A 16,550-nucleotide genomic window follows, 5' to 3' on the forward strand; every position below is an offset into this window, starting at 1 on the left:
ACGGCACTAGGAATCGACGTTGATGCCGTAGTCCGCGGCCAAGCCCGCCAGCCCGGTGTCGTAGCCCTGGCCGACAGCACGCACCTTCCAGCCCGAACCATGTCGATAGACCTCCACAGCGATGGCAACGGTCTCGCGCGAAACGAAGGGAGCTGGCTCGAAGGACCATCTTTCACCGGAGGGTTGGGTGATGGCCGCGCGCCATGCGGAGTGCTGGTCGAAGACAGCCATGGGCTGGGATTCGAGGTCGATGCTGGCGATGACTGCCACGATGTGGATGTCGTCGGGAATCTCGGGCAGCTCCGCGGTGATGATGTCACCGTCGGTGCGGACTCCGTCGTGGTGGGGATGGTTATAGAAGACGAGGTCCTGGTCGCTGCGGACCTTGCCGTGGCGGGTGAGTAGGACGGCGGAGACATCAACGGGCGTACCGGTGGCGGTGACGCGCACCATTACCCGCTCGGATGCGAGATGGGCATTAGCGCCCTTGCCCAGCACGTTCCCGGCCTCGCGCTGGGACTCTGGGGCAGCCTTGACCGCATCCGCGTCGGACGCCTCTGCGGGTCGGCTGGTACCGGTCAGCGCGGCGAGGGTGTCCTGGAAGAGGGGCCAGCCTTGGGCTTCTTTGCCGGGCCAGGGCCAGGCCAGGCGGTGGGCGCCGAACTGTTTAGGTGTAGGCGGATGTCCGAGGGCCTCGTAGAGCTGCACATAGAGCAGGCTTTCCTCGGCCAGGCGGCTGAGCTGCCACTGCCGTTGGGCTTCTTCGGGCTGGTTCATGCGGAGGTCGTTGTCGACGGCGGTGCCGCCGAGCGCGGTGTAGACGCGCTGGGCGAAGACGTGGCCGTCATTCGGCAGTAGGCGAGCCGGACGCTGTTGCTGGGCGGCAGCAGGCTCGCCGATCGCGGTGTACAGGGCGCCAAGGTCACCGCCGGTCCATTGGTTGGCCGCGCTGGTGGCGAATTGGGCGAACTGGATCAAGGTAGGCGGCTTGCCCTTCGCGGCCACGAACCGGTGATGGGCACGGGCAACGTCTTCCAACGCGGCGCGCCACCGCCCCTGCACGTAGGCGTCGAGATACTGCTCCGTCCAGGCACGGCGATGGCGGGTGACGATGTCACGCACCCGCTCGAAGCCTTCGCGGCGGCTGCCGCTGCTGTGACTCATCGTCAGGGTGAAGGAACCGATCTCGGTGTCCACCGGTAGCTCCCTGCGCTCCCGGACGATCTCCTCCTCCGGTCCCAAATGCCGCTCAACAATGCGCAGTTCCTCGAACAGATCCGGCGAGACAGGGCAGCCGGCGGCATGCAGCGCGGCGAGGGGACGGCTGTAGTAGTCGGCCACACCGGACAGAGGGGCGCGGGAGTAGGGGCCTTCGCACACGAACCAGCCAGTCAGCGCGACACCGTGCCAGAACTCCAGGGCGGGGCCGATCGTTTGGGCCATCAGCTGGTGGGGCCGGGGGTTGCTGACGATGGCACCAGGGTGGCGCTGCAGCGTCAACGACTGCCAGAGGCGGTCCACCTGCTCGTTGGCGGAGGCGGGCAGCACCTGCCGGTACAGCTGCTGGGTGATGCCGTGGTCGTCCTGCCAGGCGAAGGACATGAGCTCGTTGTCGACGAGTCCCCATAGTGGCCGCATGCCGGGGCTTTGGACAGCATGCGTGTGGTCGAAGGCTGTCCACCAGTCACGCAGGGCTGCAACACGTTCTTCGACGGGGGAAAGGGAGGTCGGGCCACCGAGGAAGGCCGCGAGCATGGCATGGATTTCGTCCTCAGGGATGCCCGCCTCGGCGGCCATGCCGGCTGCCTGGGCAGACATCCCCACGTACAGGCGCGGCTCGGGCAGCGCGGTGATGACTTCCTCGTCCGGGTGCGGTGGCGCCTGCAGGTAGTCCAGTGCGGTCAGCCAGTCGCCGGCGAAGTAGCCGGAGACCACCGGCTGCAGTGCCCGGGTCAGGACCCGTCTGGCCAGGGCGGTACCGGTCTTGGCTTTCTTGGCGAAGCCAGCAATGAGTGCCTGGGTCTGCTGGATGCGGTGACGGGTGACAAGGTGCAGGGGGTCAGTGGTGGTGAGGGTGTCCAGGAGCCGGAGGCGGGCGCGTTGTTGCCCGCGCCGGTCCAGTTGGTGCCAGCCGCCGCCGAAGCGGAACTCCTCGAGCGCATCCTGGCCCAGGCCCAGCAGGCGGTAGCGTTCTTCGATACCGGACCACTGTTGCTGTTGGTCTTCGACGGTCCCGGCCGGTCCCGTTGCCCGCACCCGGACCGGCTCCAGCAATGTCTCGAACAACGGCACCAGCAGCGCCCACAGCAGTACCGCGTCCGCGCCCTCCACAACGCTGACCCGGGCGGTGTCATCGGTGGCCAGCGTCACCGCGTGGGCGGCGCGTTCGCGCAGCAGATGCGGCAGGTTGACTGCTCCTGCCTTCACGGAGAGCTTCTGCGGCAGGTACCACGCACCGCGTTGCTGTTGCTCCCGCACTCCGAACTTTTCTGCGCACCAGGCCTTCTCCGGCCCGCTGAGCCCAAGCACTTCAACGCTGTCCGCAGCCTGTGGTCCTTTGCCTCTGATCACCGAGGCCACTCGCTGGCCTCTCAGGGCAGCGGCCAGCAGCCGGGCCGCGAGCGCGTCGAGCTCGGCAAAGCGCTGGTGCTGCCCGGCAGCCGCCTCCAAGGCAAGCCCGTCTTCGGGGGATGCGCCGATGACAGGCTGCCACCAGCGCGGCTCGTCACTGGCCACCGGTCAGCCTCCGCATGTACTCGACGAAATGTTCAAACGGCATCGGCGTCGCGGTGTTTTGTGCGTAGACGGCGTAGCGCTGGGCCATCAGCTGCATCTCCCGCTCCGCCCGCCGAGCTTCCACCCGGCCCAGATCGTGCACCACCCGCTGTTCGACACGCCCCTGCTCGTACAGCACGAACGCATCAACCCCGCCTGGGACTGCGCCATCAGAGGCCGCCTCTCCCGTGCCGTCACCGTCCTGCACCTGTTCCAGCGTGGCGGGGTCGATCAGCGGGACGTCGAGCAGCACTGCTGGATCCATGTCGTTGTCCGCGCACATGGCCTCCAGATGGTCCTCCAGGCCGAGTTCGGCATGGCAGACCACGTCCAGGTATTGCTGGTCGACAGCCAGGCCGGGATGCCTCAGTACGCGCACACCACGCCCGATGAACTGGTAGAACTCGCCGAAGCTGCCATAGGGGCGCACCGGCACCACCACGGTGATGAGCGGGAAGTCGTAGCCCTGGCCGAGCATCCGCAGCTGCACGATGCCTTGCAGGTCTCCCGCGTCGGACTCGAAACGCCGCCGGGTGGCTTTGATCGTTGATGCCGACATGCTGTGGTGCAGCGTGCCGCAGGGGATGCCGTGCTCTTCGGCAATCCGGGCGATCTGCTGCGCATGGGCCTCGCCCATCGCCGCAAACAGCGCCCGGGGTTTGACCGGGGCCAGCAGCTTGGCCTGGGCATCCAAACAAGCCCGCGTCACGGTCATCACGTGCCGGATCGATGCCTCGGACTGCGCCGCGATGCGAGCCATCTTCCGCTCGTCTCCCAGGGCGGCCAGCAAGGCATCACGGCCCACGATCTGTTCGCGGTGTCCGTCGGGCCACACCGCTTCGTAGACCGTCGTCGCCACTTCCGGGGCGAACCGGTGCACACGCAGGTTCTTCGCCGAGCCGTCCGCGACGGAGTCCACCAGCCGGTAGCGGTAGACGACATCGGCGTCGATCGGTTTGCCGTCCAGGCGCTGGAAGCAAGCCGACATCAGCAGCGTGCGTGCACCCTCGAAGTGGGCGAAGAGCCGCTGGTAGGAGGCGCTGGCCGCGATGTGCGCCTCGTCCACGACGATGAAGTCGACATCCTCCGGCTCCAGCTTGGCCAGCAGGTCCCCGACCTTGTCACCAGTACCCAGCGCGTGGAAGTTCGTGACCAGCACATCGGCGGCCAGCAGCCGCTGTCTGCTCACCCGGCTGATCTGCCCGTCGTCCCTGTCCAAGACCAGCGTGGCCGGCGGGCGCGCGCCCGGCAGCAGCGGGCCGCCCGCCAGTCCGTACAGAACATTGCCCGGCGTACCCGGATCGAGTGCCTTGGCGAACGTGCCGCGGATGACCGAGCCCGGAGTCACCACCAGCGCCCGCCGCCTGCTGAAGGACAACGCGGCCGCCACTCCCAGTGCGGTCTTGCCGGCCCCGACCGCCATCACCGTGGCCGCATGCCGTCCTCCGGACGCGTAGTAGTTGGCCAGCGCGGCCAGAGCCTCGTCCTGGCACGCCCGCAACGGCTCCCGCGCCACCGAAGCGCGCGCACCGGTGAAGTAGGACCCACCGGCCGTTGGCTGGGCGCCCAGAGGCGGATCGGCCGCCCGCAAGGGATCCCCCGCCATCTCCGGGACCTCGATGCGCGGTACGGCGACCACTAACGGCGCAAGCGCCGCATCCTGGCGCAGCATCGTCTGCAGCTGGGCAACGCAGCGCGCGGTGTCCAGGCGCACCGCATCATAGGAAAACCGCAGCACCGTCAGCCCCGTGGCGGCCAGGTCGTTCTGCCGTAGCCTGTCGTAGGTGAAGGCCCCCCGGTCACTGTGGAAGGTGAACCCGTCCAACTCGACGGCCAGTTGCAGCGACTCGCCTGAGAACAGGTAGTCCAGCCGGTAGGTGCGTTCATTGACCGTCACCGGATGCTGGCTGCGCACGTGCGCCACGATGCCCCGCTCCGCAGCCGGAGTGAGCACCCAGCGCAAGAACGCCTCTTCCAGATAGGAGGCCGAAGGGATCACCTGGTGCAGTCCCGTGCTCATGCAGCCCCGCCAACCGCAGCTTCCTGCACCAACGCACCGGCCTTCTCCGACAGCCGGGCCACCGCGTCCTCGCCCTGTCCGAAGCGGGCCAACCGCCGTGCCACGCCAAGAGCTTCTTCGAGAGCGCCTTCGCGTTCCAGCAGCACAATGAGCCGGGACACGGACGTCACATGCACGAACGACTCCGGGACGGGACCGGTATCGAAGGACACCGCCTGAGGGGCTGCCTCCATCAACTCCAGGTCCAGCAGCACGAACACTTCAAGCAGCTCAAGCCCTTCAGGATAGGAGCGCCGGCCGCTCCACAAGCGGTCAACCGCGCCCTGCAGGACGAAGTGGTAATCCATTGCCCCACCGGGAAGCTCCAGCGCCTCCCAGACCTGGGCGACCAGGTCCGCTCCGCTCGACTCTATGGGCACATGCCGACTGGCCGGCGTTGCCGACGTAGTGCCCTCATCAGTCGGCCACATCGGTGATCCGTACGAGACTTTCGGGCGGACTCGAGCCTCTGGCAGCGCCTCGCGAACAACACCAGGGCTACCGGGGAAATGCATGCCGGGAACGGCCGCCATTCGCTCAAACCACGTCGCCACGTTCCTCGCTCTTCCCGCTTCCGCCGCCTCAGCCGCCAGCTAACTGCCACACCCCTGCTAGGCATCCCCGGTTGGCACGTCTCCCGCGCCCCGCCAAGGCAGTACCACCTCGCGAACCATATGCCCGCCAGCTGAAGCAAGTGGCGATTTCAACGACGATGCCCTGTTCACGGCCTCATGCAAGCCTCTTTAGGCAGCATGCGGGAAGAATCGGCTATCTAACGTGGAACGCTCCTGAGAGGCAGCGAAAGACGCATAGCAGCAGGTCAGATGCAACGAACGGAGCATCGCCACAGGTCAGCGCCCCTGGCAGACGGTCGCCCGCCGGTTGAGACGTATGCGGAGGCAAAGTAGCTTTCGCGTCAACTACCGGCAGATTCCGGAAAGTTCACACCTTCTCAGCTAGCCCGTCAGGTACGTTCCCAAGGCATCTGAGGCGACAGCTGACAGCGCAGGGGGACGCGTGAGCAACGACAGCAAAGGTCTGCCGCGCCTGTTGATCTCCGTGATCGACGATGATCCGTTGCGGGCTCGCAGCGACGCCCGCGAACTGCTGGCCGAGGTGTCGGAGACTGATCCGGTGGCCTCCGTGTGCTTGCCCTCGGCCGGTCCCTCGGTGAGCACCGACAAGGGCGGCGACGTCTCGGAGGTCGTCGGCCTGGTCCTGAGTGCCGGCTCGTTTGGGGCGGCCTGCATCCAGGTATGGCTGGCCAAGGTCCCTCAGCGCACCATCATCGCGACCCGCCCGGACGGAGCCACCCTGCGCATCACGGGCCGCGAGGCGCGTGAGGACGACGAGCGCCTCGAACGGTTCCTGGCCGAGGGTTCCCTGCCGCCAGGCGGGAGCACGGCTCACGGCACGCCGTGCCAGGACGACACCTCCACGGCGGGTTGACCGAGGGTGCGCGACAACGATCGATACGCCCTTCTGATCGGCGTCTCTGCGTACGCCAGCGAGCACTATCACGACCTTCCAGCGGTCCGTGCCGATCTGCACTACATGCAGGCGGTTCTGCAGAGCACGGAGATCGGCCAGTACAACGACTGCGCGATGGTGCCGGACCCGACGCGTGCGGAAATGCTGCACGCCATCGAGTCGTTCCTCGAAGAGCGCCAGCAAAGTGAGAGCGCACTGCTGTACTTCAGCGGGCACGGCGAATTCTGCGAGGCCGACAACCAGCTCTACTTCCTCACCCGCGACAGCGACCCTGCCGATCTTCCCCGTACGGCGGTGTCGGCGGAATTCCTGGAACGGACTCTGCAGTCCTGCCGCGCCGCGTCCAAAATCGTGCTGCTCGACTGCTGCGCAAGCGGTTCCGTCGTCCAGGGCTGGCATGCCAAGGGCCGGGAGAGTTCGGAATCGGACGAGGCGGAGCGCAGCACCCTGTTGCGCCCCACCGGCGTCTACTTCATCACCGCCTCGGACGCGCTGCAGGCCGCCTCCGCCATGGCTCCCGAAGGATCGACGCTCGGTACTTCGCGGTTCACCGGTGAAATCGTCGAAGGACTGCGGAACGGGCGGATCAAGGACAGCGGCTGGATATCTCCGGAGGATCTCTTCGAGTATCTGACCGCGCAGATGGTGCGCAAGGGTGTGCCGGAGGAGCAACGCCCGACCAAGTCCACCATCCGCGCCACCCACACGCTGCACTTCGCCCGGTCCGTGGCCCGCCCGGTCCATTTCCCCGCCCCGCCCCATGAACCGCCCCCGCCATCGGCCGCTCACCTCAAAGCTCGCGAGCGGGTCGCGGCTGACCGTGAGAACGCCAACGACTGGCAGCGCCTGCTGCGCTATTACGCACAGTGCCTGAGCGCCCAGGCCGCAGCGAGCATGCTGCCCGACCGGCGGGCGGGACGGAACTCGCAGTACTTCCTGGTGGATGAGGGACCCGAGACCGTTCAATCCGGTCTGAGCCCAGTACTGTCGGCTCCCAGGAATCTGCCCGGTACGCACGGCTCAGGCGGCACCACGGCGAAGAACGGGGCAGGTCGCGCTGCTGATCAGCACGAATACTGGTACGGGTATCCCGCCATCACGCTCCCTTCCCGCGGCAAGGGCAGCCGGCGCACGGACGTAGCGATCGCCCCGCTGCTGTTCCAACAAATGGAGTTGGGTCCGGACGAGAGCGGCCGCGCGGTGCTCCGCCCAAGCGGCGTTCCTTCGCTGCACACCAAGCTGGTGACCGAGCTTCTCTCCGAGGACGAGGCTGCCCAGCTGCTGGCCCGTTGGCAGCCGACGTGGCAGCACGGCAATGACGCGCAGATGATCAAAGCCGTACGGGAGTTGCTCGACGTCCTGGGACTTCCGGAGCTTGAACCGCTCGACGCCTCCGCCTTGAGTGCGGACTCGGTGAACGAGGCCCTGCGCCCTGGCGCGCACAACGCCGCCGTGATCCTGGCCCCGTCGAGCGTGGAGCGCTTCGCCTCCGACGGCGTTGTGGAGAATCTCCTGGCCATCTCCACCCGCACGGACGAGATCCCGGGTACGGCACTGGACGCTCTTCTGAACGGCGGCGCCCCCGCGTCCACAACGGATCCCGTTCTCGTGGTGTCGGCAGGGCCGTCCAACGAGAGCCAGGAGCAGGTGGTCATTTCGTCGATGACGCGGCCCCTGACCGTGGCCACCGGTCCGCCCGGAACGGGAAAAAGTGAGGTCGTCACCTCGGTGGTGGCCACCTGCGTCGCGGCAGGTGAGTCGGTTCTGGTGGCGTCGACCAACAACGAAGCGGTGAACGTCGTCTCCCAGCGCTGCGACGACATCGCTCCCGGCCTGCTGATGCGTACTGGCAACGTCGACGCCTTGGTCAAGGAAGCCGAGAAGCTCGAACAACTGCTGTCCACACCGCCTGCGCAGCCCGGGCGCGGCTCCGCCACCGTGGCGGGTGAACTGCGCAACCTCCGCTCGCGCGCCGCCGCACTGCGCGACCAGGCCGCACGGCAGGTCGAGGGTGAGGTACGACTGGCCCAGGTGCTGTCGCAGCGCGCCGAGTTGGCCGGAAAGGTCGGGCTTCCGGTGCCGCTCCTGTCACGGTTTTGGCAATCCGGCGACCTCTCGGCGCTGGCCCGCTGGGAATTGAGGGCCCGCCGGGCGGCAGCGGCGGGCGGCTGGTGGGGGCGCTGGCGCCGGTCGCGCGCCATGATGGCGTTCGTTGCGGCTGCTGGTACCGATGCAGCGCTGCAACTGCCGCCCTGGGTGGGGGAACGACCCGTTGCCTCAGACGTTCTCGACGACCTGGCAGATCTGATAGGCCTGGAGCGCCAGGTGCGTAACCTCACACTGGCTCAGCTCGCCTACGACGAGGAGACCGTGCGCCAGGCGCGCTCAGGCTGCGCCACGACACGGGCCCAGCTGTCCGCAGAACTGTGCGAGGCCATATCAGCGGAGGTGCTCGAGCGCGGGCGATCGCTGTTGGACCAACGGCTCCAGACGTTGCGTCAGCGCAAAGGGACCCAGCGAAGCCAGTTCAACCTGCTGCACCACCTGAAAGGGTGGGCGATCACCACCCATGCGGTGCGCCAGCTGAGGCCTGATCCGAAGCTCTTCGACCTGGTCATCATCGACGAGGCCAGTCAGTGCTCCATCGCGGCGGTACTGCCCCTCCTGTTCCGCGCCCGCAGGGCCCTGATCATCGGGGATCCGATGCAGCTGACGCATATCCCCGGCATCTCGCCTGAGCAGGAACGTCAGGCCCGCGTCAGGGCGGGGCTGAGCGCGGCCTGGCTGGAGGACTGGCGACTCGCCTACCACGTCCACTCCTCGTACCACGCCGCCGCGCAGAACGGCGAGAGTGCACTGCTGCTCGACGAGCACTACCGCTGCCACCCGGAAATCGCCGACATCGTCAATGGCCATTGCTACTCCGGTGCGCTGGAGATCATGACCGACGTTCGCCGGCAGGTACCCGCGGTCGATCTCATGGACACCGGGGAAGTGGCCCCTGTACTGGCCTGGGCGAATGTGCCCTCCGGCGAGTCGGCACGCGGCCCAGGAGGAAAGTCCTGGCGCAACCCTTCCGAGGCGACTGCGGCAGCCGACATCGTGCGGGCACTGCTTCACCGTCTGCCCGAGAGCGCAACCGTAGGCGTGGTGACGCCGTTCCGTGCCCAGAAGGACGCCCTGGAGAGCATGATCGGCAGCGACCGGGTCCGGGTGGGAACGGTGCACACCTTCCAGGGCGGTCAGCGCGATGTGATGATCCTCAGCCCGGTAGCCACCGCCAACACCCCGCCACGCACAGCCCACTGGGTGGAAAGCCAGGTCAACCTCTGGAACGTCGCGATCACCCGCGCCAAATCCCAGTTGATCACCGTGGGCAACCACCGTTACTGGCAACAGCAGACGGGGCTCCCGCACCTGCTGTCCTCACGCTCGCTCCTGTGGGACCAAACACAGCGCACCGGTGTGCAGCCAACTCCCATGCCAGAGGCTCGCCTGCGGCAGGACCATCGCCGCAGAGATCTCACCGACACCGTGCAGCAGGTCCTCGCCTCGCGCGATGTTGTCGAGCTGGAACGCGATGCACTGGTCGGTGGACAGCACATCGACCTGCTGTTCACCTCGTCCGAAGGCAACACCGCGGTAGTCGTCGACACCGGCCCCGGGCCGGACCGTGATCCGGCACGACACCTTCGGCTGGTACACGAACGGGCCGGCCTGCTCGTCGGACTTCCTTCTGGCGGCCGGGGTGCGAAGGCCGGTCCTGTCACACACGTGATCCGTATTCCCGCCTGGCGCATCCTTGCCGGCCCGAACGCACTGGCGCCGCTGTTCGACTGAGTGACCGATCGGCCGCCGGTGGTCGACCGGGACATCCGAAGTGGGGAGGGCAGTCGTGGCAAGCACTCCGAAGACTGAAGAGATCCTGAACAGTCTCAGGCAGCAGGTATCCGTAGCGGTTCACTCGACGCGGGAGCTCGTGGGCAAGGTTGACGAGGCTGCAGCCGACAAGGAACGGGAGCGTCGCGAGTCGTTCGAGAAGCGGCAGGAGGAGGGCAAGACCAAGACGGGAGAGACCTACGAGCCTCTGCGGCGCAAACCAGGGCTGCGACCGCTCCCCGGCACGGAGGTCGGCCTGTCCGTGACGTTGACGTTCTGGGACGTCCTGCACCACCTGGGCCGCGGGCTGGCGCTGTCCCAGCGCGGTGCATCACGCGGACTGGCCGAGCACTGGGGCAGTCTGAAGTACTGCCAGGCGCTCAGTGCCCATACCGAGACCCAGCTCGGCCTGTCACAGGAGGGCAACCTGCTCGGCCTGTCCGACGAGGGCAAGCGAATCGCCATGTACTACAAGGCGTTGCAGTCCGAGGAGTTGGGACACGCATTCGCACTGGCCGTCAGCGAACAGATCCTCACCCGCCGCTATCCGGACCACAGCATCTCCTTCGTCCGTGCCGACACCGCCCTACGGGCCGGTTGGACACTGACCAGCCGTGATAAGGCGAAAACAAAGACCGTCGGCTACCCCTACCGTCCGCAATTCTTCGCCGAGGTCTGGAAGCCAGGCGAGTCCTCACGCGTCATCCCCATCGCCTGCAAAGGCAACCACAGCGACCGACAGAAGGCCTACGAACAGCTCGCCTCCGCAGCCGTCCACGCCGACGGAGTACACATCGGAGCCTGGAACGAAACCCCGGCCTTGCTGTTCAGCACGGAGATCGCCCTGACCGACCCGCTCACTGTCCACGTCCTGCATGCCGACGGCCCCGGCGGCTGGCTGCACATCCCCGACGGCACCCCCACCGCCGACATCGGCCTGGACCTAGGCGGCAAGAACCCGGACATCGGCATCCTCAAACCAGGACAAGGCAAGGACCCCGACTCCTCCGAGCCCGGCTGCCAAGTCGGCCCCAAAGACCCCAAGGCCTACGAGTGGTTCCAGCGTGTCCTGGCCCGCGTCGGAGCCGCCGGCCTGACGGCCTTCGCCGGGGACGGCGAATCCACCGCCGCGCTCCTCACCACCCGCCAAGGCAGCGACTTCTTCCAGGGTTTCGCCCACGCCGCCTCCGGCAGCGTCCAGGACCAGGACTACACTCTGCTGGGCGAGAAATTCGAGGGCACGGATCACGTCTTTCGGCTCAACGGCAAACGAGTACAAGCATTCTCCGGCGTCGCCGCCGACGTCCTCGATTCCCTCATCACCAGGCAAGAGCCCAAACGGCAGGCCGATATAGCCGCCTACCGACAGCAGGTCCATGCAAGAAGGGCCAAGGAACATGGGAAATTCTGGGACCACACCTGGGGCGGCGTTGTCTCGATCAGCCGGGACGGCACAGTGCTGGCCATGCGCCAGATTCCACCTTTCCGAGACGAGTAGTGCCTGTACGCGTGCAACCCGCTACCGACCCAATGCGGGCCGGTAGCGGTGATGTCCCTCATCGGACACCGTTGGCGAATTCGGTCGTGGTCGCTAAATGACCTTACGGCGGCGAGATGATGTCCGGAACTGCGTGGGCGCGCGGCCAGGACGAGGCCACCATCCTCGGCTTCGGCAAAGCCACCGACGGCTGCTACACCGAGGAAGCCGGACAGCGCCAGGGCACAGACGAAGGCATCGTCACCGCCCAGATACCCAGCAGCGACAAGGACGAGATCCGCATCGCCGGCGCCACGGTCAAAGCGATCACAGCTGCCTGGAACACACGCGTTGCCGAGGGACACGGCCTGGAGCCCTTCGACCGCGATGACGCCATCACCCTCGGCTTCGACCCAGTCCAAAAGGTGATGTATGTCTGGGCCCAGGACGGCTCGGGCGCCCTGGCCGGCCGCGCCCAGCAAACTCACTTCCAGGACGTCGTCACCAAGACCGCCTGCCCCAGGCTGCTGGCCGAGTACAACGCCAACAAGCGCTGGGATTACACCCACTGGGCCATCGCCGCCTACCAGGGGAACAGCGCATGGCCCCAGCTCTTCACCTCCGGCAACTGCCTGCCCACCGAAAATGGCCCCTGACGTCCGCACCCGCAACACCCACCGCAACGGCTCACTCTTGCCATCATCGACCCACATCAAAGGCGGACAGCCCAACCATGCTGTCTTCGACATACAACGCCGTTCAGGAGACTCCCTCGGTGACGCATCGCCCCGCCCCTCTGCTCTGACATGCGCCCACAGCAGGAACCAGATCGACTCGCGCTCCTTTCTCTCTCGGACAGCCTGCCCTGTTGACGTACGCAGCATCGGACGCGCCATTTCCACGCTGTCGGTGCAGACGTCAAGCTGCGGCCTTGCTAGGCGCTGCCGCCCCCTGCCCTCTACCGGGCACCGTAGGTCAACACAGTGCGCGCCGCGATGGCCTTGTCCTCCTCGTCGGTGAGGGCGAACAGACCCATAAGCGTGCTGGCGGCGGTGACATGGTCGACCTGGTCGATGAGGGCGCCGTAATACTGGGTGAGGGCGGCCCGCAGCGGGGCATCGGTATCAGCTACTGCCTCCCTGCCAGCGCGCAGGCCAGCCAGCACGAACGGGAGCGACGGCACCGAAATCCAGGGTTGGGTAAGGATCTGCCAGCAAAGCACCTGAAGGTTGCGCTCCCGGTGCGAGGGCACCGTGGCCCGATGCAGGCCGGCGTAAGCGTTGCTGAGCCATGTCGAGGCCTCATGCGGCAGAGAGCTAACGATCTGGGAGGCAGCATCCAAAGCAAATGCCGCTGTGGCTTGCGCATTGGACCATGCGCCCGACCGTGACAAAGCCACGGCGACTGCCTTTGCCTGCCAGCCGTCAGCCTGCGCCGCAGCCGCGTAGAGGTCAGCGGCGAACGGGATGTCGACGTAGTAGTTCCGCAGAAGCTCGGCCTTGATGACCAGGTTCTCCTGGGGTGCCATCAGCTCGCTTTGCAGGCAGGCGTCGACGAGAGCCAGCGTGCCAAAGGAGGGCACGTCCTGCGACCGTGCGACAGCGCGCAGGACCCGGTCGTCGCACCACACGATGTGACCGTGTTCCTTGGCATAGTCCAGGGCGGTCAGCCATGCCTTGCCACGGCGACCACTGGGCATTTGCGGGAGGCTGCGCAGCTCCGGTCGTGACACTCGGGGAGCGGATTGCATGATCTCCACCAGCCGCGCGGCGGTGGACCGCAGCTCGGCCAGCTGCTTGGGCGTCGATGTCAGAACAGCGGGATTGGCGCTTCGCTCATCCCAGGCCAGTGTCATGTCAGTCCGCAGCGCGATGGATTCTTTCGCCTGCAGCGCGTCAGCCAGAAGCTGGTCTGTGGTCATCACTGCCTGCGAGTAGCCGATGAGCTGCTCGGACACGCCCTTCTCCAGTAGAGCGAGGGTTGTGGCCGCACTGGTGTCGAGCATGACCCGTCCGGTCCGCGCAGCCTGCACTGCAAGTGTTTCTGCCGGGTCGGAAGGGAGGTCAGCGGCGTACACCACGGGACGTTCCGCAGTACGGCGCATGCAGGTCTCGGCATAGCACCGGCCCGCGGCCATGGCGAGCATTCCTACCGGAAGTTCACCGATTGCAGCCTTCTCCCGGACTTCCCTGGTGCTCTCGTAGTGACGCCGTAGCTCCTCGGCAAGGTTTTCGAGAGGGCTCTCCGGCGTTCCCAACGAGACGGCCCGAAACACAGTGCTGTCCGGGAAGCGCTCCAAGTAGCTCGCTGTAGCCTCGCGAAGTTGTTCGGCTTCCTGTTCAGGCAACGGCTCCGCAGGTTCCACGACACGCCAATGGAGCGCGCCCAGAAGCCGACCGAGAAGTTCCTCGTCCTCCGGCCAACGCTTCATCAGCGTGAGGGCACGACCGATGAACTGCGGGTCCGCAGAGTAACTAGCTCCCAGCCCGACCCACAGCAGTGCTTCATCCCGGTTGCGGGGATCCAGCGGCTCCCCGTGCTCAGCGAGAGTCTGCCAGGCCTGTTCAGCCAGGGCCCGGACGGCATAGCACTTCACCAGAGCCCAGCGGGCATCGGGGTCCAGAGCATCGAGGGCGAGCAGGCTGGTGGCCGCATCCGTGGCGCGGTCCAGCCGCCCGTCGGCCCAGTGGGCCTCGACAAGGAGGGCGTACATGCGGCCCTGCCCCGCCCAGCCGGCCCCGGCCATTCTGAGTGCCGCGTCGGCGCATTCCCGGGCAAGGGGATACTCCCTGGCCTCATGGAACAGCCCTGCGGCCAGAGCCATCAGGCGGGCGTCACGCCAGTGATCAGCTCCGTCTTTCAGGGTCTCGGCCGCCATCACGACGTTCCCACTGCGGTGGTAACGCGCGGCGAGCTTCACCACGATCATTGGGCTTTGGGTGACATTGGCGCGCAGCAGCGCCAACTCGTCTCCGGCACTGCCCCGTAGCGCCCGGGCGAGCAACTCGATCTCAGCGACGAGGTCAGGGAAATCGGCCCTGAGGTGACTCAGGTCGGGCAGATCTGCCCCCGCGGCGGCCAGGCCCGCGGCCGCGGTCAGCTGCTCCCCTTCGCTGTCCGCGGCTTCCCAGACTCGAAGCCACAGTGCCTTCACCTCTGAGGTGGTGGTGTCGTCTGCGAGAGATGACTCCGCGATCACTGCCCTGACGTGGGCCTGCGCAAAGGCGTTCGTCATGTCTGCCAGCAACTGCTCAGCTTCTTGCTGACGGCCTGTCATGGCCGCCACCAAAGCGGTCTGCTCCTGCATCCGGCGGTCGGCCGCCTCCCGCGGCTCGGCCTCACCTTCGGGTTCCGGCTGTGTCAGCTTCCACGCCGTGGCCAGATCCCCGCTGAGCACGGCCGCCTGCACGGCTAGCACGGCCGCTTCAGCGCTGTCCCCGTGCCAGATGCGACGGCCGTTGCGGGCTCGGACCGCCACGGCAAAGGCCTCTTGACCAGCCGCCAGTCTGTTCGAGGTGCGGCTGTGAACGGCGTGCTGCAGCAACACTCCAGCCAGGCTGACAGCGACACCCGTGAACGTCCCCTCCTGGTCCGCAGCCCGCAACTTGGCCAGCGCCTCGGCTGGTCGCCCCGTCTTGATTAGTACCTCGGCTTGAAACTGGGCCTTCATGGCCTGTGCCAGCGCATGATGCGGCTCCCACCGGCCCAACTGCTCGATTCCCTCGGCCCAGTCCTTGTCCAGGCAGGCAAGCAGCCCGCTCAGCAATGGCGACGAGGCGTCATGGTGCGCCGCGAGGTAGTCCCGCACTTCTTGCTCCGTGCCGGATCCCGCCTGCGTCGCCGCACGCGCCACGAAGAAGTCTCGAGGGTATCCGCCCTCTCGAACACACCGCTCGAAAAACACGTGGGAGGCACCCCGTGCGTCGTAGTCGGCAGCAAGCTGTCCGAGCCAGCCCAACGCCTCAGCTGGCGCGTCAGTCAGCCACGCTGGCTCCTGATCGGCCCACTGCTGGATAGCGGAGCCACGCGCTGCCTCCGCCTCAGACAGAATCCCGACCGCTCTCGCTACGGCTGGCCACGCCACGTGAAGGCGCCGCGCTTCCTGAGCCGACCAGGGGCTCAACGTGCGCAGAGCATCACCGAAGTCTGTGCGAGCGTCCAAGCGACTGAGTACGTTCTCACGCAGGTCCTCAACATCTTCCCGAGTCTTTGCCCCCTCTTCCCGCGTGATCTGCCGCCCCCAGTCACCAGTGACAAGCGAGGCCTCCGAAGGTACTGCCGAACGTACGTACTCCTCCATCACGATCTGCAGAACCAGCAGCGCATCCGCCTCGCGCTCCCCAGATTCCCTGCGGGGGATCACATACCTCAGCTGCCGAGCAGCCTCTCCGAGAGAGCGCTCTGTGCACTGCCGCAACTGCTGGGCCGTATCCGCCCGAGACAGCCACACACGCAAAGACTTCGCGGTAACCGGCACTCCGGCCGTCGCCGCTCTCTTGGCGGCGGCGCGTGCCACTCGCCGGTTACGGGTGACTTTCTGGATTCCGCTCATGGCAAACCGGCTGACCATGGGACCCGCCCACTTGGCCAGCACCGCCGGTGAAACCGCATCCACGTGCTCTCCCAACACGACACGCAGGCCGCTCACAGGTCACGAGGGCCTCATTTCGGACCCTACTGCCAGGCACTGACAGTGCCCGCTGCCCATGTGTCGGCTGCCCGGCGCTACCCGGTCTGTCCAACTACGCCCGTCAACTAGCGAACCATCGCGACGCCCTCGATGCGCATTCCGTCTCTGCCAACACCCCGTTGACGCCTTACTAGGGAACATCCAGGAGATCACGAACGACGGCCCTCCCCAGGAGGACG

The 16,550-nt window shown here is 66.7% G+C and carries 8 protein-coding genes; 4 read left to right on the forward strand and 4 right to left on the reverse strand.

Annotated elements, in window-relative coordinates:
* Positions 1-6: 6 nt before the first annotated feature.
* Genes AB0G47_RS29085 through AB0G47_RS29095 form a run of 3 tightly spaced genes read right to left on the reverse strand, consistent with a single transcriptional unit; the run spans position 7 to position 5,214 of the window.
* Positions 7-2,736, reverse strand: a complete 2,730-nt coding sequence (locus AB0G47_RS29085; protein ID WP_360775959.1) for a TerD family protein — start codon at positions 2,734-2,736, stop codon at positions 7-9.
* The gene (locus AB0G47_RS29090; protein ID WP_360775962.1) at positions 2,726-4,795 is read right to left on the reverse strand and encodes a DEAD/DEAH box helicase family protein; all 2,070 of its coding nucleotides are present in this window, start codon (positions 4,793-4,795) and stop codon (positions 2,726-2,728) included. Before AB0G47_RS29090 ends, AB0G47_RS29085 begins: the two co-directional genes overlap by 11 nt.
* Positions 4,792-5,214, reverse strand: coding sequence for a hypothetical protein (locus tag AB0G47_RS29095; protein WP_360775965.1), 423 nt, complete (start codon positions 5,212-5,214; stop codon positions 4,792-4,794). The genes AB0G47_RS29090 and AB0G47_RS29095 overlap by 4 nt, the downstream gene beginning before the upstream one ends.
* Before the next feature lie 637 nt (positions 5,215-5,851).
* Here AB0G47_RS29095 and AB0G47_RS29100 point away from each other — a divergent pair.
* The 4 genes from AB0G47_RS29100 (at position 5,852) to AB0G47_RS29115 (ending at position 12,337) form a co-directional block, all read left to right on the forward strand.
* Positions 5,852-6,283: a hypothetical protein gene (locus tag AB0G47_RS29100; protein ID WP_360775968.1), complete on the forward strand. Its 432-nt coding sequence runs from the start codon at positions 5,852-5,854 to the stop codon at positions 6,281-6,283.
* Positions 6,284-6,289: 6 nt separating this feature from the next.
* Positions 6,290-10,165, forward strand: a complete 3,876-nt coding sequence (locus AB0G47_RS29105) for an AAA domain-containing protein (RefSeq protein WP_360775971.1) — start codon at positions 6,290-6,292, stop codon at positions 10,163-10,165.
* A 55-nt stretch (positions 10,166-10,220) separates the two neighbouring features.
* Complete coding sequence (locus tag AB0G47_RS29110) at positions 10,221-11,702, forward strand: hypothetical protein (RefSeq protein ID WP_360775973.1); 1,482 nt, start codon at positions 10,221-10,223, stop codon at positions 11,700-11,702.
* A 116-nt stretch (positions 11,703-11,818) separates the two neighbouring features.
* Positions 11,819-12,337: a hypothetical protein gene (locus AB0G47_RS29115; RefSeq protein ID WP_360775976.1), complete on the forward strand. Its 519-nt coding sequence runs from the start codon at positions 11,819-11,821 to the stop codon at positions 12,335-12,337.
* 302 nt (positions 12,338-12,639) lie between these two features.
* On the opposite strand, the gene AB0G47_RS29120 is transcribed toward AB0G47_RS29115, so the two are convergent.
* Positions 12,640-15,489 (reverse strand): hypothetical protein, encoded by a 2,850-nt coding sequence (locus AB0G47_RS29120; protein WP_360775979.1) that lies wholly within the window; start codon positions 15,487-15,489, stop codon positions 12,640-12,642.
* Between the last annotated feature and the right edge of the window lie 1,061 nt (positions 15,490-16,550).

Origin of the sequence: Streptomyces sp. NPDC021622 (assembly GCF_040640795.1) — a bacterium.
In the GTDB taxonomy this organism is placed as follows: domain Bacteria; phylum Actinomycetota; class Actinomycetes; order Streptomycetales; family Streptomycetaceae; genus Streptomyces.